17 protein-coding genes and 1 pseudogene are annotated in these 25,494 nt (G+C 62.2%); 9 read left to right on the forward strand and 9 right to left on the reverse strand.

Features of this window, described 5'->3' with window-relative positions; all coding sequences use genetic code 11:
- From glmS to ACDZ94_RS08685, 4 genes are all read left to right on the forward strand, one after another.
- Positions 1-1,833, forward strand: coding sequence for a glutamine--fructose-6-phosphate transaminase (isomerizing) (gene glmS, locus ACDZ94_RS08670; protein WP_432751340.1), 1,833 nt, complete (start codon positions 1-3; stop codon positions 1,831-1,833).
- A gap of 59 nt (positions 1,834-1,892) precedes the next feature.
- Positions 1,893-2,255: a hypothetical protein gene (locus tag ACDZ94_RS08675; RefSeq protein WP_407017521.1), complete on the forward strand. Its 363-nt coding sequence runs from the start codon at positions 1,893-1,895 to the stop codon at positions 2,253-2,255.
- Positions 2,256-2,376: 121 nt separating this feature from the next.
- Positions 2,377-2,958: a LemA family protein gene (locus ACDZ94_RS08680; RefSeq protein ID WP_064454818.1), complete on the forward strand. Its 582-nt coding sequence runs from the start codon at positions 2,377-2,379 to the stop codon at positions 2,956-2,958.
- Positions 2,955-4,121, forward strand: coding sequence for a hypothetical protein (locus tag ACDZ94_RS08685; RefSeq protein WP_432751341.1), 1,167 nt, complete (start codon positions 2,955-2,957; stop codon positions 4,119-4,121). The genes ACDZ94_RS08680 and ACDZ94_RS08685 overlap by 4 nt, the downstream gene beginning before the upstream one ends.
- Here ACDZ94_RS08685 and pbpC read toward each other — a convergent pair whose 3' ends face one another.
- From pbpC to ACDZ94_RS08700, 3 genes are all read right to left on the reverse strand, one after another.
- Positions 4,122-6,419 carry a penicillin-binding protein 1C gene (gene pbpC, locus ACDZ94_RS08690; protein ID WP_432751342.1) on the reverse strand — a complete coding sequence of 766 codons (2,298 nt, stop codon included), beginning with the start codon at positions 6,417-6,419 and terminating at the stop codon, positions 4,122-4,124.
- Positions 6,400-12,207 carry an alpha-2-macroglobulin gene (locus ACDZ94_RS08695; RefSeq protein ID WP_432751343.1) on the reverse strand — a complete coding sequence of 1,936 codons (5,808 nt, stop codon included), beginning with the start codon at positions 12,205-12,207 and terminating at the stop codon, positions 6,400-6,402. The genes pbpC and ACDZ94_RS08695 overlap by 20 nt, the downstream gene beginning before the upstream one ends.
- Before the next feature lie 78 nt (positions 12,208-12,285).
- A complete protein-coding gene (locus tag ACDZ94_RS08700) occupies positions 12,286-12,915 on the reverse strand; it encodes a LysE family translocator (protein WP_221295938.1) in 630 nt (209 codons plus the stop codon).
- 137 nt (positions 12,916-13,052) lie between these two features.
- Between ACDZ94_RS08700 and ACDZ94_RS08705 the strand changes: the two genes are divergently transcribed.
- Positions 13,053-13,526: an Lrp/AsnC family transcriptional regulator gene (locus ACDZ94_RS08705; RefSeq protein WP_221296162.1), complete on the forward strand. Its 474-nt coding sequence runs from the start codon at positions 13,053-13,055 to the stop codon at positions 13,524-13,526.
- Positions 13,527-13,611: 85 nt separating this feature from the next.
- Here the strand turns inward: ACDZ94_RS08705 and ACDZ94_RS08710 are convergent, their stop codons facing one another.
- From ACDZ94_RS08710 to ACDZ94_RS08735, 6 genes and pseudogenes are all read right to left on the reverse strand, one after another.
- Positions 13,612-14,544, reverse strand: a complete 933-nt coding sequence (locus tag ACDZ94_RS08710; RefSeq protein WP_064454814.1) for a phosphatidate cytidylyltransferase — start codon at positions 14,542-14,544, stop codon at positions 13,612-13,614.
- A 1-nt stretch (position 14,545) separates the two neighbouring features.
- Entirely contained in the window at positions 14,546-15,166 is a 621-nt protein-coding gene (locus tag ACDZ94_RS08715; RefSeq protein ID WP_407017525.1) for a lysophospholipid acyltransferase family protein, read from the reverse strand.
- A 9-nt stretch (positions 15,167-15,175) separates the two neighbouring features.
- Complete coding sequence (locus ACDZ94_RS08720; RefSeq protein ID WP_069552833.1) at positions 15,176-15,619, reverse strand: hypothetical protein; 444 nt, start codon at positions 15,617-15,619, stop codon at positions 15,176-15,178.
- Positions 15,609-16,907 (reverse strand): annotated as a pseudogene (locus ACDZ94_RS08725) (phosphatase PAP2/dual specificity phosphatase family protein). The gene ACDZ94_RS08720 and the pseudogene ACDZ94_RS08725 overlap by 11 nt, the downstream one beginning before the upstream one ends.
- Positions 16,908-16,909: 2 nt before the next feature.
- Positions 16,910-18,664 (reverse strand): bifunctional alpha/beta hydrolase/class I SAM-dependent methyltransferase, encoded by a 1,755-nt coding sequence (locus ACDZ94_RS08730; protein WP_432751344.1) that lies wholly within the window; start codon positions 18,662-18,664, stop codon positions 16,910-16,912.
- 10 nt (positions 18,665-18,674) lie between these two features.
- On the reverse strand, positions 18,675-19,292 hold the full coding sequence (locus ACDZ94_RS08735) for a CDP-alcohol phosphatidyltransferase family protein (protein WP_064454809.1): 618 nt from the start codon (positions 19,290-19,292) through the stop codon (positions 18,675-18,677).
- A gap of 319 nt (positions 19,293-19,611) precedes the next feature.
- Between ACDZ94_RS08735 and hflK (ACDZ94_RS08740) the strand changes: the two genes are divergently transcribed.
- Genes hflK (ACDZ94_RS08740) through ACDZ94_RS08755 form a run of 4 tightly spaced genes read left to right on the forward strand, consistent with a single transcriptional unit; the run spans position 19,612 to position 25,453 of the window.
- Positions 19,612-21,537, forward strand: a complete 1,926-nt coding sequence (gene hflK, locus ACDZ94_RS08740; protein ID WP_432751345.1) for a protease modulator HflK — start codon at positions 19,612-19,614, stop codon at positions 21,535-21,537.
- 12 nt (positions 21,538-21,549) lie between these two features.
- Complete coding sequence (hflC, locus tag ACDZ94_RS08745) at positions 21,550-22,539, forward strand: protease modulator HflC (protein WP_064454807.1); 990 nt, start codon at positions 21,550-21,552, stop codon at positions 22,537-22,539.
- Positions 22,536-23,570: a protease modulator HflK gene (gene hflK, locus ACDZ94_RS08750; RefSeq protein ID WP_064454806.1), complete on the forward strand. Its 1,035-nt coding sequence runs from the start codon at positions 22,536-22,538 to the stop codon at positions 23,568-23,570. The genes hflC and hflK (ACDZ94_RS08750) overlap by 4 nt, the downstream gene beginning before the upstream one ends.
- Complete coding sequence (locus ACDZ94_RS08755) at positions 23,567-25,453, forward strand: cation-translocating P-type ATPase (RefSeq protein ID WP_432751346.1); 1,887 nt, start codon at positions 23,567-23,569, stop codon at positions 25,451-25,453. The genes hflK (ACDZ94_RS08750) and ACDZ94_RS08755 overlap by 4 nt, the downstream gene beginning before the upstream one ends.
- Positions 25,454-25,494: the final 41 nt, after the last annotated feature.

Genomic DNA, 25,494 nt, shown 5'->3' on the forward strand with positions numbered 1-25,494 from the left:
ATGTGTGGAATTGTAGGCGCAGTCGCTGAACGCAACGTCACCGCCATCTTGCTCGAAGGCCTCAAGCGCCTGGAATATCGCGGCTACGACAGCGCCGGTGTGGCCGTTTTCACCAACGCCGGCAAGCTTGAGCGCATGCGTCGCCCGGGCAAGGTCGCTGAGCTGGAGCAAGCGCTGCTCGGCGAGCCGCTGGTCGGCCGTCTGGGCATTGCTCACACTCGCTGGGCCACCCACGGCGCGCCGTGCGAGCGTAATGCCCACCCGCACTTCTCCGGCGACCTGGCGGTGGTGCACAACGGCATCATCGAAAACCACGAAGTGCTGCGTGAACAGCTCAAGAGCCTGGGCTATGTGTTCACCTCGGACACTGACACCGAAGTCATCGCTCACCTGCTGAACCACAAGCTCAAGGACCTCGGCGACCTGACCGTTGCCCTCAAGGCCACCGTCAAGGAACTGCACGGCGCCTACGGCCTGGCCGTGGTCAGCGCCAGCCAACCCGACCGCGTGGTTGCCGCGCGCAGTGGCAGCCCGTTGGTGATCGGCCTGGGCCTGGGGGAAAACTTCCTCGCCTCCGACCAACTGGCCCTGCGCCAGGTCACCGACCGCTTCGTGTACCTGGAAGAAGGCGATATCGCCGACATCCGCCGTGAAAGCGTGGCGATCTGGGACGTCAACGGCAACTCCGTCGAGCGCGAAGCCGTGCAATACCGCGACGGCGCCGAAGCCGCCGACAAAGGTGCGTTCCGCCACTTCATGCTCAAGGAAATCCACGAGCAACCTTCCGTGGTGCAACGCACCCTGGAAGGTCGCCTGAGCCAGAACCAAGTGCTGGTCAATGCATTCGGCCCGCAAGCGGCCGAGTTGTTCGCCAAAGTGCGCAACGTGCAGATCGTCGCCTGCGGCACCAGCTACCACGCGGGTATGGTTGCGCGTTACTGGCTGGAAGAACTGGCCGGCATCCCTTGCCAGGTCGAAGTCGCCAGCGAATTCCGCTACCGCAAGGTCGTGGTGCAGCCAGACACCCTGTTTGTGACCATCTCCCAGTCCGGCGAAACCGCCGACACCCTGGCCGCACTGCGCAACGCCAAAGAGCTGGGCTTCCTCGCCAGCCTGGCGATCTGCAACGTCAGCATCAGCTCCCTGGTGCGCGAGTCCGACCTGACCCTGTTGACCCAGGCCGGTCGCGAAATCGGCGTGGCGTCCACCAAAGCCTTCACCACCCAACTGGTAGGCCTGTTGCTGCTGACCCTGTCCCTGGGCCAGGTTCGCGGCACCCTCGCCGAAGGCGTCGAAGCCACCCTGGTGGAAGAACTGCGCCGCCTGCCGACCCGCCTGGGTGAAGCCCTGGCCATGGACAGCACCGTGGAAAAAGTCGCCGAACTGTTCGCCGACAAAAACCACACCCTGTTCCTCGGCCGTGGCGCGCAGTACCCGGTGGCCATGGAAGGCTCGCTGAAACTCAAGGAAATCTCCTACATCCACGCCGAAGCCTACCCGGCCGGTGAGCTGAAACATGGCCCGCTGGCCCTGGTGGATGACGACATGCCGGTGGTAACCGTCGCGCCGAACAACGAACTGCTGGAAAAACTCAAATCCAACCTGCAGGAAGTGCGTGCCCGTGGCGGCCAACTGATCGTGTTCGCCGACGAGAAAGCCGGTATGACCAATGGTGAAGGCACCCACGTCATCAACATGCCGCACATCCACGACACCCTGTCGCCGATCCTCTACACCATCCCGCTGCAGTTGCTGTCGTACTACGTAGCGGTGCTCAAGGGCACCGACGTGGACCAGCCGCGTAACCTGGCGAAGTCGGTGACGGTGGAGTAACACGCCACGCGCCTGGAGGCCCGCAAGGCCTTCAGGCTCCAACGAAAGGATGCGATTCGATGCAAACCTCCTCCCGCGTCCACGAGCGCTTGAACAATCGCCGATTTACGGTCGCGAACAACACTCAAGGGCTTTCCGGCTCAGGGACGGTATTTCATTACCAGGTGGAAGGAGATGCCATTTCGGGCACTTACCAAGGCGGCCGGATACGCATGGGTCAGCAGGTCGGGCGCGTAACAGGCCCCAACACCCTCGAACTTCTTTACCAATGCTTGACCACCGAAGGTGAACTCCTCGCCGGTTGGTCTCGCGGCACGGTAGGCGTTGATCATGCCGGGCGCACCACGTTGACGTTTGTATGGGGATGGTTGTCGGGTGCGACAGGCGGTGGGGAGTCCAGCTACATCGAGTTTACTGAGTAACGGCGAGCGGCTCGTTGAATCAACGACCTCTTGTCGAATCTGTGGGCTACTACCGGGCGCGCAGTCAGGCTAACCCCTAGAATGCTTCCCTGTGGATAACTCAGCCAGGGACGCCGTCACCATGAACATAGAACTGCTAATCGCCGGCATTGTCGTGCTGATCATTGTCGTGGGCCTGGTCGGCTGGATGGTCGGGGTCTATAACGGCCTGGTGATGCGGCGTAACGATGTGGATAAGGCGTTCGCCAACATCGACGTACTGCTCAAGCAACGGGCCGACCAGATTCCCGACTTGATGCGCGTGGTGCAGACCGCCATGAACCATGAGAACGCGCTGTTCACCCGCCTCAGCGACGCGCGGACTCAATACCTCAACGCCAGCAGCCTTAACGACAAGGTCGACGCGTCCAACCAGCTCAATGCGGCACTCAAGTCGGTGATTGCGGTGGCGGAGAGTTACCCCGCGCTGATCTCAGGACCGAACATGGTTGAGTTGCAGCAGGCCATCTCGGCCGTGGAGGAGCGAATTGCCGACCGACGTGAGTTCTTCAACGAGTCGGTCAACCTCTACAACATCGCCATCGCGGTGTTCCCCGATCTGTTCTTTGCGCGAATGCTCAGCTATCAGCGCATTCCCTTGTTGGCCATCAGTGCTGAAGAAACCCGCTACGAGGGTGTGAAGCTTGAGGTGCCCGGGGCATGAAAACCACTCAGGTCGGTGAGGTTGTGAAAAAACCGCTGTGGAAAACCCTGCTGGCACTGGCGTTGGTCGCGGGTTTTATCAGTTTGATTGTGTATGCCCCGAACCTCTTCATCGCGCTGTTTTTTCCAGTCGGCATTCTGGTCGGCTTGCTGGCGAGCTTTGGTCCCAACTTTTACAAAACCGAACAGCGGCTGGCCACCAGCCAGATTCGGTCGCTGGCGATGGGACTGGTGGAGGTACGCGGCACAGTGATTGCCGACAAGACCCTACTGTCGCCGGTCAATGGCACGCCATGCGTGGGGTATGTCTGGATTGTCGAAGACGGCAAGAAAGACGACGACGGCCGCTGGAGTTGGAGCCGGGTGTCCGGAGAGGCGCGCTGCAATGACTTTCGGCTACAGGACGCCACAGGTGAGATCCGCGTGATGGCCGAGGGTATTGACCTGTTCGGCAACAAATCGCCTGACGACTATGAACTCGTCGGCAGCTCACGACGCCAAGGTGAAATCCTGCTGGTCCAGGACCTGGATGTGATGCTGATCGGCGACGCCTGCGAGCGCGAGGGCAAGCCGGTGATCGCCCAGGGCAAACAGCGCAACACGGTGTTCGGCCTTTCGCAAACTCAGGATGTGGAAAATACCCGGGTGCTGGCGCCATTGTGGCGCGCCGGCGGTTTCTATGCCGCAATCATAGGGATGATCGGGGTTGGCATCATGGCCATGACGCCTGCGCATTTTGCCCAATTGCATTTGCCGGGCCCCGATACCTATCAACAAATGGAGCCATTGGGCCCGGTGTATCGACTGCTGGCCTGGTTGTACCGCGAGGGCGGTTTCCCGATTCCCTTCATGGCCGCGTTTGGCTTCTTCCTGACGCTCATCGTGGTGATGATGGCAACCCGCCTGGTCCTGCCCCAAGGTATGCGCCTGGCCGTCGGCCGTGTCCTGGGGGCGTGGATGGGGCTGGGCATGATCATCGGCGGCGTAGTGACCTTACTGCTGTTCGTTGCTCAGGTGGATACCTTGAAGCTGTTTCTGGTGTGGATGCTGATCCTGCTGGGTACCTTGGTGTTTTCAATCTTCGAGCAACGGAAGCTGGGTGCGGCGTACAACCATTTTGCAAAGCGCGTCGGTAAAGCCGGTTTCGGCGACGAAGACGCCTGATCACGGCACAAATTCCACCTTCAACCCCCGGCTCGCACTGCGCCCCTGATCATCACTGACCCGCAACCGGTATTCCCCCGACTTGCCCGGCCGCCAGTTCAGTGTGGTTTGTGGCGGGCCCTGGCCGATCAGGGTCTGGTTGGCAAACCAATACAGCGTCGCCGCATCGCTGGCCGCGTTGGCAGTGAGCGGGATACTTTCCTGGGGCTGGGACAGGCGCAACTGATAACTCACTTGCGTCAGCGGCGAGCGTATCTGCGGCGCTTCGCTTTGATCGCTGATGCGGTTGGGTTGGCAGTTCTTCATTACGTTGGGCGGCGTACGTCGAGGCAGGCCAGCCGCACGGTACAGGCGCTGCACGTCACTGGGCCAGAACTCGAAGACTTCTTCGCGGGTGTATTGCGCATCGAACGGCGGGCACGCGGCCTTGCCCGTACGCGTGTCGATCAGTACCGGGCGGTGCAGGTTAGACACGCGAATCGGTGACACGCCGGGAATGTACCAAGTCTTGCGAGTTTGCGGGCACCAGTGGTTGGGTAACTCGCCGGAGGCGGCGCACACATCGATGCGCACCAGCCCGGCGGGCGGTTTGTCGGCTTTAATCACGACATTGGGCAGCGCCAGAGGCAAGGCGTCGGCGATCCGAAAGAACAACGGCGCAGCGGTCTTGGCACCGATAAAAGCCGGGTTCGGTCGGCCATCAAAGTTACCCACCCACACCACCAGCACGTACGGGCCGACCAAGCCTGCGCTCCAGGCATCGTGAAAGCCCCAGGACGTGCCGGTTTTCCAGGCGGTGCGCCAGTGGCGGCCGGGCAAACCGTCCGGGCGTGGGTTGCGCCGAAGCATGTCGCGCACCATAAACGCGGCTTGGGGCGTGAGCAGCTGCGCGCCCGTGGATTGCGGTTGCTCCTGCAAATACCGCAACGGCCGCAAATGCCCGTCGCCGGCCAGCATCACATACAGACGCGCCAGCTCTTCCGGCGTCATCTCGCCGCCGCCCAAGGCCAGCGCCAGGCCGTAATGGCTTTCGTTGCGCAACCCTTTGATGCCGGCACGTTGCAGCAACCCATACAGCGAAGGCGACTGCACTTGGCTGGCGAGCCATACCGCCGGGATGTTGCGACTACGGATCAAAGCATCCCGCGCTGTCAGCGGCCCGACAAAGCTACCGTCGAAATTTTCCGGCTGGAAGTAGCCGAAGTTACTCGGCAAGTCCTTGAGGATACTCATGGGGTGGATCACCCCCTGATCCAGCGCCAGCCCATACAGAAATGGCTTGAGCGTCGACCCAGGTGAGCGGCGGGACAACACTCCGTTGACCTGGCCGTGGATGCTTGTGGATAAGTAATCCGCCGAACCCACCAAGGCCTTGACGCTCTGGTCGCGACTGTCGATCAGAATTGCTGTGGCGTTTTCCACACCTGTGCTGCGCCGTTCGGCAATAAAGCCTGTGATCAGGCGTTCGAGCAATTGCTGTAAGGGCATGTTAAGGGTGGTGTTGAGTTCGTTGCCGGCCTGGGACGCCAACAGTTGTTCACTCACATGTGGCGCCAGAAAAGGAATCTGCTGGCGGTTGCGCGCCTCCAGGGGCAAGTCGAGCAAACTGTCGTTGCGCGGGTCCTGTGGATAAGTTCCGCGCCATTCGGTCATCAACCGCAGCCGTGCGTTTTGCAGCGATGGCCCGAAGCGCGCGCGCCGACCCGGCTGTTGCGGAATCACCGCCAGCGCCAAGGCTTCGGACAACGACAACTGCGCCGCCGACTTGCCGAAATAAATGCGACTGGCCGCTTCGGCACCTTCGATATTGCCGCCCATGGGCGCCAGGTTCAGGTACGCCTCAAGGATGTCGTGCTTGCTGTAGCGCGCTTCCAGCCACAGCGCCAACGCCATCTGCTGCAACTTGCCCGGTACTTGGCGAGTGTTGAGGTCCCACAGGCGCCGCGCCAGTTGCATGCTCAGTGTCGAGCCGCCCTGGCGCTGGCCGCCGCTGTAGGTGGTCGCGGCCGCGCGCAGCAACGCGGGGGGATTGATACCCGGGTGCCAGTAGAAATTGCGGTCTTCCTTGAGCAGCAACGCCTCGACCAGTGACGGCGACATACGCTCGAGGGGCAGCCACAGGCGGTACTGTCCGTCGTCCGCCAACGTCATGCGCAGCAGCGAGCCGTCGTCGGCCAGCACTACCCGTGACGACGTCACGGCATGTTCCAGCGGGGCATGGGGCCACAGCCGCAGCCCCGCCAGTACCAACGCCGCTGCCAACAGCGGCGTCAGGCGCTTAAGGCTTGGTAATTTCAAGCTGGCCTACTTTGCCGCGCCCTTGCAGGGTGGTTTCGTACATACCTTCGGCATAGGCCGGTGGCGTATTGAACGTACCTGCGTTGGTGGCGCGTACGCGGTAGACGAACGTGCCTACATCGCGCAGCGCGGTGCCGTACAACACTACGCGATCGTCACGCACATCCACATAGTCCGGTTGCCAATTGCTCAACTCGGTCTCGCCGATGGGCGCCTGCCAGGCGTCCGCTTCTTCGCCGTCTGCGGTTTCGGCGTATTCGGAGTCTTCACCCTCGCTTTCATCGGTACTGGCGGCCTCCGGCTCCGGCGGCAAGTTATACACAGGCTCGACGCCACCCGGCAGCAGGTCGACCACGGCCACTTGCTGCACTTGATCACGGTCGGTGGCGCGCAGACGCAGACGCACCAGGAACTCATCGCCTACCGCGACTTTGCTCACCGGCTCGCCTTTAAGGTCGAGGTACTCGTGGATGATTTCCAGGCCGTTGTTGATTGGCTTGAGCTGGGTACCTTTGTCGAAGCCGGCTTCGCTGAGCATGTAGAACGCGGCCGGGCCGTCGGTTTTTTCCATCACCAGTTTCTGCGTGCTGCCCGGCACGGCGGCGCGCGGTGGCTGGCCGGCCATTTCCAGCAGTTGCTGTTGCTTGTCACCCAACCACGCGGTGGCCTTGAGGGTCATGTCGCTTTGCGCACGCTGGCCATAGTTATCCAGCGCGCGCAGCAACAGGGCGGCCGACAGCGAGTTGTAACGCTGTTCGTTGAGGCGCTTGCCGAGTTTGTCCAGCAACGCCGTCGGCACATCGCCCAGCAACTCGGGGAAATGACGCGCCAGCAGGTGCAAGTGTTCAGCATCGTGCACCAGCGGGTCGTAGTACAGGCCATCGCTGTCCCACTTATCCACAAGGGAACGCCACGGGATTTTGCGGAACAATGCATCCGCCTGGCGATCTTGCTTAAGCAGCTTGTAGCTGGCAGCCAGGTAGGCGGCGCCCAGGTCGTTCTGCCAAGTGTCCTTGAAGTAGTTCTCGTAGCGCTCGCGGATATCGCTCAGGGCGCCGCTCACCAGAATCCCCTGACGGCTCAGCAAGTAGCTGGCGTAGGCACGGTTGCGCAATTCCGACAGGCCTTCGCTCGGACCATTGGCCAGGTCTGTCAGATACGTGTTGGCGCGTACCAGCAGGTCTTCCGGCACCGGTAGCCCGCGCTCCCTGGCTTCGATCAGGAAGTCAGTGGCGTACAGACTGGCGTACGGCGCCACGTCCGGGTTGGCCGCCCACAAGCCAAAGCCGCCGGCCGAGTTCTGGCGTTGGCGCAGCATGCGTACCGCGCCGCTGAACGCTTGCTCGGCTTCTGGCGCAGTGCCACCCCAGATCAACGCCGGCATGGCCTTGGACACCAGTTGCTCGGTGCAGGCATACCCGTAGTCATCCAGGTAATGCTTGAGGCCGTTGGCCCACACCAGCGGCGAGGCCGCCACACCCAGTTGCACATCACGCAATTGGCTGAACAGTTCACGCGTTGGCTTGAGTTCTTTGCTGGCGCTGTCGAAGCGGCCCAGGCTCAGGGCCACGCGATGCTCGCTCAGTGGGCGGATCGACGTGGTTTCCGCGACCTGGATGCGTTTGCCGTCCGGCAATACCGCGATAAAACGCAGGTCCGCCGAGCCGAGGGTTTCGCCGACCTTGATCTTGAACTCTGCCGTGCCTTCCTTGCGCGGTTGCAGGGACAAGGTGCTGCCCTTGTCGCCCTGCACGTTGAGGCCGTCGCTGGTCTGCACTTCAAACTTCACATCCGCCGCTGCATCCAGGTTGCTGAACACCCCGGCGCTTACATTGAACACATCTCCCGGCGCCACAAAAGCCGGTACGTTCGGCGTAATCACAATCGGCCCGCGCACCTCGGTATTGGCCTCGCTGACACCGACGCTGTCGGCATCCACCGCCACCGCAAACAGGTGCAGCTTGCCGTTGAAGCTGTCCGGCACCTGGTAATGCAGCACGGTTTCACCGGCGGGCAAGTCCACCAGTCCGGACCACCAGGCCACCGGCGGCTGATGTTTACGCTTGAACGGGTTCAGATGATTGGCCAGGCCGCCTTCTGTATCGCCGCCGGGCGCCGCCCCACTGAGCAGGCGGCTGAATTCCGGCAAGATCAGGTCAAGAATCTGACTGGTGCCGACTTCAAGCGCACGCTTCTGGAAGAAGAAGCCCAATGGGTCTGGCGTCTGATAGCGCGCCACTTGCAGGATACCTTCGTCCACCGCGTAGACCACCGCGCGGCCTGGGCGGTCGGCAGTGACCTTGATATCCAGGGTCTGCCCCGGCTCAATCTTCGCCGGGCCTTCGACTTTCAGCGCCATGCGCCGTGCATCCAGGTTGATGCTGAACGGCACCACGCCATAGGACAACGGGCTCATGTAGACCTCGGACGAGCCGATGTCCCGCACGAACTGCACGTTGACGTAGGCATTGCCCTCGAGCCCTGCAGGCACGCGGATATGTTGCACGCTGTTGGTGCTGTCGGCCTTGAACCACTGCTGTGTGTAAACCTTGTCACGCTCGATGGTGATCAAGCCGGCGCCGGTGTACGGCGCGCGAATGCTGATCGCGATCTCGTCACCCGTGGCGTAGCTGCGTTTATCCAGGCGCAATTGCAACTCGGCGTTACGCTCCAGGGAGCGCGAGGTGTTGCCGCGCCCGGCCACGCTGTAGTCGATCTGGTTGAGCAGGTTGCCGTTGGCGTCCTTGAGTTGCAGGGTGAAATCGCCCGGCGTGCCGGTGTTCAGGGTCTGCTTGGCGCCTTCCTTGGTCATCACCAGCGGCGAGGCCGGTTGGCTGATGTTCTTGATGCGCGACTCGTACTTGTAGGTGCCGTTGGACTGTTTCACCAGCACCGACACATAGCGGTGCTCGATGACTTCGCTGGTCAGGCCGTCCACCGCCACGGGTGTAAGGTCCGGCGCGACGGCCAGCCATTGCACTTGGCGTGGGGCGTCTTTGGCGACGTACGACAGCGAATCCTGACTTTTCACACCGACCAGATAAGGTGCGGATGACACCAGCAGCGCATTTTGCGCTGCAACGTTACGGCCACCTTCAGCTTCGAACACTTGGGTCATCACTTGCAGGCGATAGGTGCTGTTGGCGAAGCGTTGCAAGTTGAGGTCGAGCACCGCCTGGCCATTGTCGTCGACAGTGGTTTCCGCCAGGTCTTCGGTGCTGGCTTCTTCCAGCGAATCGTTGAGGCGGAAGCGGTAATCGGGGTAACGGTCGAAGGCCGCCAGCGTGGGGCTCAGGGACATTTTGGCGGTGACGCGACGGCCGGACGCCGGGGCGCCGAACAGGTGCATCGCGGTGACTTTGGCCACCACCTGGTCCGGTGGAATCCAGCCCAACACCGGAGTCTCGTGCAGGCTCAGGCTGACCTTCATGCGGTCCGGCTCGAAATCGCGCACCTTGAAGCTGACACTGCCCAAGTCGGTGCGCGTGTTTTTCTGGCCAATCAACTGCAAGGTCGCGGTGTAATCCCCGGCGGGGGCGACTTCGCTGCTGGGGAAATCAAAGGTTTCAAAACCGCTGGTGGACAGTTTCAGCGGCTGGCGAATGACTTCCAGGCCACGTGGGTCGGTGATTTGCAGCTCCACCGGCAGGCCTTGTAATGCGCCTTTCCAATTGCCGCTGCGCACGATCATGCCCAGGTGCGCCGTTTCGCCGGGCCGATACAGGCCGCGGTCGGTGAACAGGTAGGCGCTGAGGCGATCAATCGCGCCGTCTTCTTCCAAACCGCCTACATCAAAGCGCGACAAATCCAGCTGTTGCGACTGACGGGCAATCGGCAGGAACGACTGGTCATTGCCGCGAGTGACGACATACATCAGCGGCGTTTTCTCACGGCGCAGTTCATCCAGCTTGGCGAAATGCGCATGGCCTTCGGCATCGGTGCGGCCGCTGCTGACCGGCAAACCGTTACGACCAATGATGTCGACTTGTGCGTCGGCCACCGGCGAACCGTTGCCAATGGACTGCACGTACACATCATGGCTGCCGTCGCTGGAGCGTTTGGCGATGATGCCAAGGTCGGTGACCACGATGAAACGCAAGTCGCTGGTGCTGCTGCGTGAGTAATCGAACGTGCGCTCGGCGGGGTCATCCTGAGGGCTGAGCTTGAGCACAAAGATGCCGCGACGACCGCCGTTGGCGGTGAGGTAGTGGCTCAGGTCGACGTTGTCGTAGACGGTTTTCGCCGGGTCATTGGACGACAGCGGAATATCCAGCGACTGACGCTCCACCATACGGTCGAAGTAATCATTGCCAAAATTCGGACGGGCGAAGCTGCCGCTGCTCTGGTCCACCAGGTGCTGCAACTGATTGGGCAGCAGGCGGGCGATTTCCACATGGGCGCCGGGCACGCCGCGGGCCATGAAGCCCAGGCGTTTTTCGCCGTTGAGGCTGAGCAAGGCGCCGTCAGACAGGAACTGCAAAGTGCGTGGGTACGCCGGCATGCTGATCAGCGACGCCGTGGGGTCTTTCGCCAGGTAGCCGCCGATGGCTTCCAGGTTCGCGGGAACGCGCACATACAGCGCGCGGCCTGCGGGAGCCTTGAACTTGAAGGCGTGAAGCGTATTCAGTGGTTCGACGCTGGGCACGTGGGTCAGGGTGACCTTTGAACTACGGGCCAGCAGAGCATCGTCGATCTCGTTGCTGTAATAGGGGCGGGTATCGTCCTGGGCTTTTTCTGGCAGCAGCCAGGCCTGGACCTTACCTGCGATGGTGTCATCGGCCACGGCGCTGGAACTGCTGAACATCAGCACGGGTTCCGGTTCAGCGCGCGCGTTGTCGACAAAGCTCACTTCGGCGCCGGTAAAGGTCAGGCGATAGCGGCCGGGCACGGTGACTTCAGAAACCAGCGGAGCGGTGCTGGCGTTGCCGCCGTCGCGGGCCTTGATCCCTTCATCGAGCTTGGCGCTGACGGGCGTGCTTTCCAGTGGCGTGGCCAGGGCGGCGGAGCGTACGTAGGCATTGAGCCTGGTGTCGTCGAAGGTGATTTCCGGGCGGTTGGGTAACTGGGCATCGCGGTAGGCCAGGCCTTTGCCGAGGGTTACCGATACACGCTTGCGCAGGCTGTCTTCATCGACCGGGTGGGAAAAATGAAAAGTCGCCACCAGCTGTTTCAACGTCGGGTTGGACGGGTCTTGATACAGCTCGTTTTGCGCCAGGGTGGCGCGGAAGGGTTGAGTGGAAAACTGACTGCTGTACTGGTTGAGCAGTACACCGTCGGCCAGCAGCTTTTTCTTGGCCAGGTCGAGGGTGTAATGGGCGTCGACGGGCCAGTCTTTTTCCGGCACGAACAACAAGGTGTGGTCGTCGGACCAACGCCAGGCGCCGGCCACTTCAGGTTTTAGGGTGATGCCTTCGGTGACTGGCTTGCCAATGGCTGCCAGTGGAGCCACAGATTCGGCGAAACGCACCTGCAAGTTATCCACAACCGGTGGTTGCTGGGTGTAATCAGTCAGGTTCGGTTTGTGCAGCGAATAACCGACGGTGTGCGGTTGCGGCAGATGCGAGTACCACTGCCAGCCATAGAAGCCGGCGGCGGCCAGTAACACCAGACCCAACACCCCGGCACCGGCCTGACGCGGGTAGGCGCGTGCTTTATGGCCCACATTTGCCAGGCCATGCCCGAGGGTGCGCAGCCAGGGCGGCGGTTGCCATTGGCCGAAGAGAGCACTCACCACAGTCAGTAAAGCGCCGAGAATTCGGCGGCTGGTCGCTTTCAACGAATCGAGCATGGTGAGCATCCCTGGCTAAGTGCGGCCTATATTACACGCGTCTTTGATACAAAAGATGACGTGAAATTGCCGACGTGCTCAGGCCTGCTGCACAAACGTAAGACGCACCGCAAAACCAATCAAAAGACTGCCAAATAACCACTGCTGAACACGCTGCGCCGAGCGATTGCGCGCCAGCCAGTGGCCGATGCGCGCGCCGGCCAGGGCATAGCAGCAGTCGAATACGAAACCGACGCTCACCAGGATTACACCGAGCAACGCAAACTGCGCCGCCACCGGGCCTGCTTGTGGGTTGATGAATTGCGGCAGCAGCACTGAGCAGAACAGCAGGGCCTTGGGGTTGAGCAGATTGGTGAGCAGGCCGCGCTGAAAGGCCGTGCGCCAGGCGTGGACCGACGGTGCGCCCTGGCTCTCGTTGAACGATGTCAGCCCATTGGCACGCAGGCATTGCACGCCCAGCCATAACAGGTAGGCGGCGCCACCGAGGCGCACCACGTCAAACGTCCACGGCGCCACTTTGAACAACGTCGCCAAACCCATACCGGCCAACGCCACATGGCATGCCCGGGCCAGCCCCAAGCCGATTGTCGTGGTCAGCGCCAAGGCTTTGCCCTGGCGCGCTCCGGTTTGCAGCAGCAGGATCATGTCCGGCCCCGGCAACAGGAAAGCCACCGATAAGGCCAACAGAAATAACCAGAGCTGCGCCATGTTTCACCTCCCACCATTTGTCGGCCAATTCTAGGGTTGAAAGGCGGGGCAGGTGCTTGCGAAGTCAGCCAGATAAGCGTCTAGTCTTGGCACTATCTGCCACCAATACAGCCAACGGCCATCCACTTATGCCAAATATCAAACTTGATGCGTTCGACCGAAAGATTCTTGAAGCCCTGCAACGGGATGGCCGCCTGAGCAATGTGCAACTGGCTGATGCGATCGGTCTGTCCGCCTCCCCCTGTTTGCGCCGCGTGCGTCTGTTGGAAGACGCCGGGGTGATTCGCGGTTATCAGGCCACGCTGGACCGTGACGAAGTGGGGCTGGGCATGATGGTGTTCGTCGGCGTGAAGGTGGAGCGGCACAACGACACCGAAGCGAATGCCTTTCGCGAGGCGGTGACGGCATTGCCCGAAGTGATCTCGGCGTTTCTGGTGTCGGGGGAGTCGGACTTTTTGTTGCAGGTGGTGGTGCCGGACTTACGTGGGTATGAGCGGTTCGTCACCGGCAGCCTGTTGAAGCTGCCGGGGGTGAGGGATATTCGCAGTAACTTCGCGATCCAGACCGTGAAAACCCCAGGCGCCTTGCCCCTGGGACATTTGCCGGGCTGAGGACTGGAAAACACTGCAAAACCAGTGTGGGAGCAGGCAAGCCAGCTCCCACATTTGATCCGCATTGGGCTTGAGCCTGTATGGCTCAGGTCCACCAGTAGCGAACGAGGTGAAAGAAAATCGGCGCGGCAAAACACACCGAATCCAGACGATCCAGCATCCCGCCATGTCCTTCGATCATATGCCCCCAATCCTTAACGCCCCGGTCGCGCTTGATCGCCGACATCACAATGCCGCCGGCAAAACCCAACAGGTTGATCAACAAGGCGATCAAAAACGACTGCCACGGATTAAACGGCGTAGTCCACCACAGCGCCGCACCGATCAGGGACGACAGCAGAATCCCGCCAATAAAGCCTTCGACGGTTTTGGAGGGCGACAGGTTGGGCGCGATCTTGTGCTTGCCGAACAGCTTGCCGCACACGTACTGCAGTACGTCCGACAGTTGCACCACAATCACCAGGTAGGCGATCAGCAAGAGGTTACGGCCTTCATAACCGGGGATGTCGAGGGTCAACAGGGCCGGCACGAATGACACGCAGAAGACCGCGATCATCAGGCCCCATTGCACTTTCGAGGCCCGCTCCAGGAAGTGCGTGCTGTCGCCACCGAGGGACGCGAGGATCGGCAGCAGCAGGAACACATACACCGGGATAAAGATCGAGAACAGCCCGTACCAGTCCGAGTAGATCAGCACGTATTGCAAGGGCAGGGCCACGTAAAACGCGGCCACCAGCGCCGGGTAGTCGCTGCGGCGCGTGGGGGTGAGGGTGAGGAATTCGCGCAGGGCATAGAACGACACCGCGTAGAACAGCAGGATCACCGCGCCGGTACCGAGCCAGAAAGCAATGCCGATCACCACCACCATCACCCACCAGGCGTTGATGCGGGCGTTGAGGTTGTCGATCACCGCATTCGGTGTACCACGGGTGCGCAGTTTGAGGATCAGTCCGATCAGTGAGGCGAGCACCAGGATCGCGCCGATCCCGCCGAACAACATCAAGGTTTGGCTATCCATGTCAGACATGCTCCGGGGCGAGGGCAAGCAGGGCGTCGCGGGTACGGGCAAGGAACGCGGCTTTGTCTTCGCCTTCTTCCAATTGCAACGGCGTGCCGAAGCTGGTGGTACACAACAACGGCAGCGGCAGCACGCGGCCCTTGGGCATGACCCGGTTGAGGTTGGCTATCCACACGGGGACCAATTCAGCCTGTGGGTAACTTTTTGCCAGGTGATACAGGCCGCTTTTGAACGGTAGCAGGCCGTCTTCCAGGTTGCGCGTGCCTTCGGGGAAGATGATCAGCGAGTCGCCGCCTTCAAGCGCGGCCAGCATGGGCTGCAAGGGGTTATCCACAGGGTCTTTACGCTCGCGGTCGATCAGCACGCCATTGAATACGCGGTTGATGATGTAGCGGCGCAAGGCACTTTTGTTCCAATAATCGCTACCGGCCACCGGGCGCGTGAATTTGCGCAGGTTCTGCGGCAGTGATGCCCACAGCAGCACAAAGTCGCCGTGGCTGCTGTGGTTGGCGAAGTAAATGCGTTGCACCGGAACCGGCGCGCAACCCAGCCACAGGCTACGGGCGCCGGTGACGGTGCGGGCCATCGAGGTAATCAGTGTGGCGACCACAGGTTCGAACATGGGAATTCCTTATCCGGCAAAAGGTAGCCAAGGGCTGGCGAGTATCACCAGCAAGGTCAGCAGCACTTGCGCGCCCAGCAGCCAAGCCTGCTTGCGCAACAATTTAAGGGCGCCGCGACGGCGTTCGGTCCAGGGCCGGCCGGCGCGTTTGGGCGATTGCAGGCCGAGAGTTTGCAAGGCCTGGTCGAGATCGGGTGTGCGCTGGGGGTCGCGGGCCAGCAGAGCGAACAGGTCGGCATCGAAAGCCACGCGTAGCGCCCAGTACTTTTGCAGCAGGCCGAGAATAATCATCCACAGGCTGAGCAGCAGGCAGATTGTCGAAATACTCGCCATCAGCAATTGGGCCAGGCCGAACAGCACACCGACCACGGTCAGGCCTGTGGATAACTGATCGAGTGATCGGCCACGGCGCAGAAGGCTGGCGACCACTTGGAGTTCCATATCAGCAGGCATGGGGCAAACCCTCCAGAGCTTCACGGTGAGTGGGATGCAGGACCACGCTGGGCCTGGCTGTACGAATAATAGCCAGCGCTTCCTCGACACTGGCCGCGCGGCCACTGTGCAGCAACCATGCGGCGACCGCCGTGGCGCTACGCGAATACCCCAGGGCGCAGCACACCAGCACGGGCCCGCCCAGGCGCAGGCGTTCGATGGCTTGCGCGGCTTGCAGACATTCGGCGGGGGTCGGGGCGATCAAGTCGAGCACAGGGATGCATTAATAAGCGCAGCTCTGTGGATTAATCGGCAATTCGGCGCAGAGATCGACGATGGCCTTGAATGACCCCTGTTCACTAGCGGTAGGAATTCGACCAAGCCAGACGTTATCCACAACCTGGTCGGGTTGTGGATGTTTACGCGTCCACAACCGCGAGTTAATCCACGCCGCCGCCAGGTAGGGCGCGTACAACCAGCGTGCGGCGGGCGTCAGACGACCATCGGTGCGTTTCTGAAAGCCCGCAGCACCCAGCGCCAGGTAGTTTGCCTTTATCAGGCCAAGGGAAACCGCCGGCCAGATCAGCCAGAGCCACCCGCCCCCCAAGCTCAGCGCCACAATCAATAGCACCACCGACCCCGCGCCGTAACGCAAGCCGAGCCGCCACTGCTGCGAATCCCGCGTAAGCCTTGCATTCAACAGCGGGCTCGGGTGCTCCACGGGCCACAACCACACGCATAACCAGCCTGCGAGGGCGCCTGTGGGTAAGTCAATAAAGTGATGTTGATAAGTGGACAGCACCGAAATACCGATCAACGCGAACCAGCCATGCACCACCCAACGCCAGAACCCTTGCGTGTGGCGCTGGTACATGACCCACAGGATCACCAGCAGCGCGATGTGCAGTGAGGGCGCCTGGTTGAAGGGTTTGTCGAAGCCGGCCAGCACCGCAAACAGCCAGCCAAACACACCGTCCAGTTCCGGCCGTTCAAAGGTGAAACGCAGTGGCCAGATGAGGAAGCAGCTCACGGCAATGACTTGCGCACTGAGCAGGCGCAATGCGTGTTGTTTCAACTCATGGCGAGTGTTGGGCAGCAGCAACGAGAACCCGTAGAGCAGGTCAATGGACCAATAGGGCACGATGGTCCAGGCCCAGAACGGCATATGGGTTTCCCAGCCGAACACCAGCGTGCCGACGTCGCTGCGCTGGCTGGTGACCCAGGTGGCAAAGCCGTAGGTACTGAAAAACAACGGCGCCAGCAACAGCAGCCACAGGACTGCCGGTTTCAATAAGCCGGGTTCGCGCATGCTCAGATCTTCTGTGCCAGGGACACGGTGAAAATGCCCCATTCGTCGACACGCTGGGTGATCTTGCGAAAGCCTGCGGCCTCGACCAACTGATCCATCTCTGCCTGGCTGCGCCGGCGCATCACCCAGGCCTGGCCCTGGCGATGGCTGGTGAGCGCGCGGGCGATCAGTTCCAGCTGCGGATGCCACGGTTGGCCGGTGTAAACCAGATAACCGCCAGGCTCCACCGCTTCGGCCAGCCCTGCCAATGAACCGCCGACCATGCGGTTATCGGCAAACAATTCATACAGCCCGGACACCACCGCCAAAGTCGGCTTGGGGTCCAGTGCCGCCAGATCAGCCCGGTCAAACGCATCACCTTTGACGAACTGGGCGATATCCCCAAGGCCTTTTTCGCGGATCAGCGCGCCACCGTCGCGCACGTTGATGTCACTGTAGTCGCGCAGCAGGATTGATTCCGGCAGCGGCGAAACGCCCTGCAAGGCTTCGAGAATATAGCGGCCGTGGCCGGCGGCGATATCGACAATTCGTACCTCACGATCATCTGCACGCAACTTGGCCATGGCCAGGCGCAGCAGTTCCTCGACATTCAGCTTGCGCTGGCGAATGCCGCGCCAGCCGATGGAGTTGAGGTAGTTGGTGTCGATCATCCGCCCCAGCCCGCCCTTACCGGTGGGCGTGTTGCGGTACACGTAGTCCAGTGTGCTACCGGAGTCGAAGCCGGTGTCGAAGCCCAATTTCACGCCGTCCGACAAGTTCTTGCCCAAGCCCATGCTGGCGCGGGTCATGCGCCAGTACAGGTCGCGCAATGAATGACGTGGCAGCGGCGCGGCAAGGGATTCTGACTCGGCGCAGGTGGCGCCCAATTTGTCGGCATCGAGCAAAGAGGCGTGGTCCAGCGGGTGGGTGAAGTTCTGCAGGATAAAGCGCTTGGCGCTGCTCACGGCTATCGCTCGGTCGCGTTCGCCGAGGGTGTCATGGAAAAAACCGGGAAGAATATGCAGCTCTTTTTTCAGGCTGCCGAGGCGGTCGAAAAATTGCTGCTGGGGTTTACGGTGCACCACAAAGTCGGAGCCGGAGATCAGCAGTTGTGTGGGCACTTGAATCGCCTGGGCATCGGCTACAACGCGATCGGCAGCTTCGTACAGCCCGAGCAGCACATTCACTGAAATGGCTTTGGTGATCAATGGGTCGCTGTCGTAGGACGCGACCCGCTCCGGGTCGTGGCTGAGGAACTTGGCCTTGACGTAACTGTTGACGAAAAAGTTGCCGCGCAACGTGCGCATCAGCGCCAGGCCCGGTCGCGCAAAAGGTACGTAGAGCTTGACCTTGAACGCCGGGGAGGCCAGCACCAGGGCGCGGATTTTGGGTGCGTAATCGTGCACCCAGGTGGCGGCGATCACGGCGCCCACGCTTTGGGCGATGACGGCGAAGTTCTCTTCTTCGATGCCGTAAGTGGCGCCGATATGGTCGCAGAAGGTCTGCACGTCGCGCGCGCTGGTGGCGAAGCTGGGGCTGTCACCGCGTGCGCCGGGGGATTGGCCGTGGCCGCGTGCGTCCCAGGCGAAGAAATCGAATTGCGGCAGGTCGAGTTCGTCGACCAGGTGAGCAATGCGCCCCGAATGCTCGTGGCCGCGATGAAACAGCAGGATCGCCTTGCGCGGCTCATCGCCCGCAGGCGCCGTGGCCGGCCAGTGCCGATAGAAAAGCTCGACGCCATCATGGGTACTGAAGGTGTGCTCTTGCTGTTCGCGCATCGCAAATTCCTTATGCAGAAGGGGAAATCGTTTCTTTGAGGCCTTGGCGCACGCGATTGACCAAGGTATAGGCGAGCAGGGCGGCGACCAGCCACATCACCGTATCGACCCAGCCTGCGTTGAGCCAACCCAGTGCCACGCCGGTGGCGAGCACCCCGAGTACAAACGCGCGATCACTCTTGCCCATTGGGCCGTCGTAGCGGCGCGAAGCGCCCACCATCGGCCCGAGCACACCGGCGTATTCGCTGAACACGGCGAGCAGCGCCACCAGCAGCACCGGCACCAGGCTGGCATCGGGGATCAGGGCAAAGGGCAGGATCAGAGCGCTGTCGGCGATGACGTCGCACAGTTCATTGAGGTAGGCACCGAGGCGCGATTGCTGGCCAAAGTCCCGGGCGAGCATGCCGTCGATGGCATTGAGTGCCATGCGCAGGATCATCCACAGCGGGATCAGCGCAAACAGCCAGAGGTGTTGGGCGAAGCTGGCGATCAACAGGCCGACCAGCAGGGAAACCACGCCAGCCAACACGGTGATCTGGTTGGCGGTGGTGCCGTTGTCATAGAGACGCTGCACGAGGGGGCGCAGCACGTTTTGAAAACGCGGCTTGAGCTGATAGATCGAAATCATGGGGAGTGGCGCTTCCTTGTCCGTGAACCCGCGAAAACTGTTTTGGAGTGTGCCGATTAATCCGTGCCTGCACCAGTGATGGCGCGTGTTTATGGGGGTTTAGTCACGGTCTCGCAGGTGCCGGAGGGTATTTGTGGCAGGGGGCTTGCGCCTGATAGCTATGGGCCAGCCAGTACAGGCATTCACTGACCCATCGCCATCGCGAGTAAGCCCCGTCCACAGGGGCGCAGCGCAGGGCTCAAAAACGGTGTTTAGCGAACAAAAATTTCACGCCGCGTGTTATATCGTAACGAACTGTGTGTAAGCGGGCGTTGAGTGGATGCAAGTGGATTTAGAAGCTGACGGCGCTTCGGTTGAAGGCCTCGCGCGTTTTCAACAAGGGTTGTTCCATGCCCGTCGATTGAGGCAGGCCGGCATCAGCCTGACCGCCCTGGCTGTCGCCGGTTGGGTGCTGGCGTTGTTCGTCGCCTTGTTTGCGCCGCTGTCGATCTGGCCGGTGGTGCTGATCAATTGCGCGAGCGCTCTGCTGGTGCTGGTGGCCGGGTTGCAATCGGCGTGGTGGGTCGCCGATTGGCGCGCCCAGGCGCTGGAAGAGCCCGCGGCTGAACTGATCGAACGGCCCCTCGAAGAGCGCGGTGGGTACGCGCGTCTGCTGGAGCGTTTCGGCAGCGGCTTGCTGGCCCAGATCGGCGCGCCCGTGTTGTGGCTCTGTGGTTGGTCGTTGTTGGCGTTGGTCAGTATCATCGAATTCTGGAACCTGGCCCTGCCCGCATCGCCCGTGGGGCAATCCGCGAGCATCGGCGCTGCGTTGGCGCTGGCGCTGGCCTTTGGCTTGTTGGTGTTCGAGCGCCGTCTGGCTCAGGAAACCGCTGCGCAATGGCCTGAAGCTTCGCAGCTGGCGCAATTGATCCGGGTGGCGATTCTTGTCCTGGTGGTCAGTGCGATCTGTTTGTTGTTTGCCGGCGCGCAATCCGTCTGGCCGCTGCGCTTGGCGACGATTGTTGGCCTGTTGCCAGCGCTGGTGGCGCTGGAGTTCCTGTTAAGGGGCACGCTGTCGCTGTTCAGCCCGCGCCAGCCACGGCTCGAACCACGCTTGATGGCGCAAAGCTTTATCGCCGGTCTGCTGCGCTGGCCGCCACAACCCTTGCTCGCTTTGCAGCACGAACTGCACAACCGCTTCGGCATCGACCTGCGCCAGATCTGGGCGTTTACCTACATGCGCCGGGCGTTCTTGCCGGTGCTGCTGGTGGTGCTGGCGGTAGGCTGGTCACTGACCGGCGTGCACGAAGTGCCCCTGCAAGGCCGTGGGATTTATGAGCGGTTCGGCAAACCGGTGGAAGTCTTCGGCCCGGGCCTGCATGCCGGGTTGCCGTGGCCACTGGGTCGCGTCCTGAGTGTGGAAAACGGCGTTGTGCATGAGCTGGCCACCAGCGCCAGCGACGCCGCAGCACCGCCGTTGGCCCCTGCCGAAGGCCCGGCGCCGCTGATCGCTAACCGGTTGTGGGATGCCAGCCATGTGAATGACAAGTCCCAGGTGATCGCCAGCAGCAGCGGCGACAAGCAGAGCTTCCAGATCGTCAATATGGACGTACGTTTCGTCTACCGCATCGGCCTCACCGATCAGGCCGCACTGGCCGCCACCTATAACAGCGCCGATGTGCCGACGCTGATTCGCAGTACCGCCAGCCGCATCCTCGTGCATGACTTTGCCTCGCGCACCCTCGACGAACTTCTTGGCGAACAACGCACCAGCCTCGCCGACGAGGTCGGGCGCGCCGTACAGGCGGACCTGCAAAAACTCGACAGCGGCGTGGAAATTCTGGCCACGGTGGTGGAAGCCATTCACCCACCGGCCGGCGCCGCCAACGCCTACCACGGCGTGCAGGCGGCACAAATTGGTGCCCAGGCGCTGATTTCCCGTGAGCGCGGCGCCGCCAGCGAACAAACCAACCAGGCTTTGCTGCTGGCCAGCACCGCGCGCGACCAGGCGATGGCCACCGCCCGTGAAGTGAACGCGGGCGCCCAAGCGGCAGACCTGCGCTTTAGCGCCGAACAAAAGGCTTACGCCACCGCAGGCCGTGCCTTCGTGCTGGAGCAGTATCTCGCTCAACTGAGCCAAGGGCTGGCGCACGCCAAGCTGCTTATTCTGGATCACCGCCTGGGCGCCGATGGCGCGCCAACGATCGATCTGCGTTCTTTTACTTTGCCGGCCGATCCTTCGGTGCCGCGTAAAGCCGTTCAATAAGGAGTCTGTCTGTTGAGCGCTCATTCTCACGATCACGGTCATCACCACCACGGCCATCATCATCACCATCACGGCGATGAGCAGGCGGCCGGGCCTTTCCCTTGGCGGCGCATGGCCTGGGCGGTGTTGCTGGTGCTGTTTGCGGTGGCGGCCGCCAGCCTGGTGCAAGTGCGTTCCGGCGAGGCCACGGTGATTACGCGGTTCGGCAACCCGTCGCGGGTGCTGCTGGAACCGGGCCTGGGCTGGCGCTGGCCGGCACCTTTCGAAGCCGCGATCCCGGTGGACCTGCGCTTGCGCACTACCTCCAGCGGTTTGCAGGATGTGGGTACCCGCGACGGCCTGCGGATCATCGTGCAGGCCTATGTGGCGTGGCAGGTGCAGGGCGATGCCGACAATGTGCAGCGCTTTATGCGCGCGGTGCAGAACCAGCCGGACGAAGCGGCGCGGCAGATTCGCACGTTCGTCGGCTCGGCGCTGGAAACCACGGCGGCCAGCTTCGACCTGTCCAGCTTGATTAACACCGACGCCAGCCAGGTGCGCATTGCCGATTTCGAGGCGCAATTGCGCCAGCAGATTGATCAACAATTGCTCACCACCTATGGCGTGCGCGTGGCGCAAGTCGGTATCGAGCGCCTGACCCTGCCGTCGGTCACCCTCACGGCCACCGTCGACCGCATGCGTGCCGAGCGTGAAACCATTGCCACTGAACGCACCGCTGTCGGTAAGCGTGAAGCGGCGCAGATCCGCTCTGCCGCCGAGCGTGATGCGCGAATTGTGCAGGCCGATGCCACGGTGAAAGCCGCCGATATCGAAGCCCAGTCGCGGGTTGAAGCCGCGCAAATTTATGGTCGGGCCTACGCGGGCAATCCGCAGCTGTACAACCTGCTGCGTTCGCTCGACACCTTGGGCACGGTGGTCACGCCGAGCACCCGGATCATCCTGCGCACCGACGCCGCGCCGTTCCGTGCACTGGTGGACGGGCCGAAGGACGTTCAACCATGACCGAGCGTGACGGCCCGGACAGCCCGTGGATCCAGGCCGGGCGCCTGACGTTCCTGGCGTTGTACGCGGTGACGGTGCTGGCGGCGTTGGCTTGGGCGTTTTCCAATGTGCGGCAGATCGACCCGCAAAACCGCGCTGTGGTATTGCACTTCGGCGCGCTGGACCGGATTCAGAACGCCGGGCTCCTGCTGGCGTGGCCACAGCCGTTCGAGCAAGTTGTGCTGTTACCCGCAGCGGACCGCGTGATCGAACGTCGGGTGGAGAACCTGCTGCGCTCCGATGCGGCAACCCAGGCCGACCGCGTCGCCAGTTTCGCCACGCCATTGAGTGATGCGCTGGCGGGTTCCGGTTATCTGCTGACCGGCGATGCCGGTGTGGTGCAGCTGGATGTGCGGGTGTTTTACAAGGTCACCGAACCCTACGCGTTTGTGCTGCAGGGCGAGCATGTGCTGCCGGCGTTGGATCGACTGGTGACGCGCAGCGCCGTGGCGCTGACGGCTGCGCGCGATCTGGACACGATTCTGGTGGCGCGCCCGGAGCTGATCGGCACTGACAACGGCGCGGCCGAGCGCCGTGAGCGGCTGCGCGCAGATCTGGTGCAAGCTATTAATAAGCGCCTGGCGGAGCTGGCCGCGACGGGTTTGGGGCTGGGCATTGAAGTCACCCGTGTCGACGTGCAATCGAGCCTGCCGGGCCCGGCGGTGAATGCGTTCAACGCGGTGCTGACGGCCAGCCAGCAAGCCGATAAAGCCGTGGCCAACGCGCGCACCGAAGCGGAAAAACTCACCCAGAGCGCCAACCAGGAGGCTGACCGCCTGGTGCAAGTTGCCCACGCCCAGGCCAGTGAACGCTTGGCCAATGCCCAGGCGCAAACCGCCACTGTTGCCAGCTTGGCGCAGGTCAAAGACCCCGGCTTGCTGCTGCGCCTTTACCGCGAGCGCGTGCCGAAAATTCTTGGCCAGGCCGGTTCAGTGACGACGGTCGATCCTAAAGACGACTCCCGCTTGATCATCCAGGGAGCCGAGCAATGAGCGCGCCTATGTTGACGTCCGCCGAGCAGCGCAGTGCTGCCCGGCAATTGACCCTGGCCATGCTGGCCTTGGGGTTGCTGATATTGGGCCTGGTGTGGCGCTGGCTGGCGCCGGATCAGAACGGTGTCAGCCAATTACTGCTCGGCGTCGCCTCCTTGCTGGTGGCCGTGCCGGTGATGCGTTCGGCCTGGTACAGCCTGCGCTACCCGAGCCTGCATGGCATCACCGACCAATTGATCGCGCTGGCGATGATGGGGGCGTGGGCCACGGGCGACCTGCTGACCGCCGCCTTGCTGCCGATCATCATGATCTTCGGCCATGTGCTGGAAGAGCGCAGCGTGATCGGCTCCCAGGAAGCGATTCACGCACTGGGCAAACTCACCCGCAGCCACGCGCGGTTGGTGCAGGCCGACGGTAGCATCGTTGAAGTGGATAACGGCACGCTGAACACCGGCGATATCGTCGAAGTGCGCGCCGGCGACCGGGTACCCGCCGATGGCGTGGTGCTGTCCGGCCAGGCCAGCCTGGACACGGCGCCTATCACCGGGGAGTCGGTGCCGTTGGAAGCCGGCGTCGGCGTGCAGGTGTTTGGTGGGGCGATCAACCTTGATGGCTTGTTGCGCTTGCAAGTGACGCGCACCGGTGATGAGTCGACCTTGGGCAAAGTCATTGCGCTGATGCAGAACGCCGAGCGCTCCAAACCGCCGATCACGCGGCTGCTGGAGCGCTATGCCGGCAGCTATATGGTGCTGGTGTTGCTGCTGGCGGCGGTGACCTGGTTTGTTACCAATGACGCCCAGGCGATGCTCGCCGTGCTGGTGGCGGCGTGCCCGTGTGCCTTGGTGCTGTCGGCACCGGCCACGGCGATTGCCGGGATTGCGGTGGCGGCGCGCCATGGGATTTTGATTCGCAGCTCGGCGTTTCTGGAGGAGCTGGCGGACCTCACCTCGTTGGTGGTCGACAAGACCGGCACGCTGACCTTTGGCACCTTGCGCTTGCAGTCCATCGAAACCACGGCGCCGGATCGGCAGGTGGTGTTGAACCTGGCGGCCAGCCTCGGTTCGGCCAGCAGCCACCCGGTCAGCCGTGCATTGGCAGGTTTGGCGACTCAGGAACAAATGCTGGCGCTTACGGACATTCGCGAACGCCAGGGCCTTGGCGTAGTGGCGCAGACCGAGCAGGGCGAGGCGGCCCTTGGGCGACCGGAGTTGTTTGAGCAATTGGGCATCGTCAGCACCCCTGTCCCCAATCACGACGGCCCGATTGCCGGGTTGGCGCTGAACGGGCAGTTCCTCGCGTGGCTGTTGCTGGCCGACAGCGTCAAGCCGGAGGCACGTCAGGCACTGCAAGAGTTGCGGGATTTAGGCCTTGGCCGCCAATTGCTGCTGACCGGCGACCGTCAAAGCGTGGCCGACAGCCTCGCGCTGGACGTAGGCATCAGCGACGTCGAAGCGCAGGCCTTGCCGGAAGACAAGCTCAACCGCGTGTTGGGAGAAATCAGCAGTGGTTTCCGGCCGATGGTGGTGGGCGACGGCATCAACGACTCTTTGGCGCTGAAGGCGGGTGTGGTTGGCGTGGCGATGGGTGCGGGTGGGGCGGACATCGCCCTCGCGTCGGCGGACGTGGTGTTGATCGGCAGCGACCTGCGCCGCCTGGGCACCTGTGTGCGCTTGAGCCGTCAGTGCCGACATACGTTGCAGGTCAATGTGGTTATCGGCCTGGGCTGGACCTTGGCCATCGTGGTGTTCGCGGCGTTTGGCTGGCTGGGCGCAGCAGGCGCAATGATTGCGGCAGTGTTGCATAACCTCAGCACCTTGCTGGTACTGGGCAACGCCGGGCGTTTGCTGCGCTTTCAGGAGCCGCTTTTGAAGCTCGACGAATAATTTTCAGAAATATTTGCACACGGCTGTAACGCCAATGCGGG

Source organism: Pseudomonas sp. UBT (genome assembly GCF_050915955.1).
Taxonomy (GTDB): domain Bacteria; phylum Pseudomonadota; class Gammaproteobacteria; order Pseudomonadales; family Pseudomonadaceae; genus Aquipseudomonas; species Aquipseudomonas antarctica_A.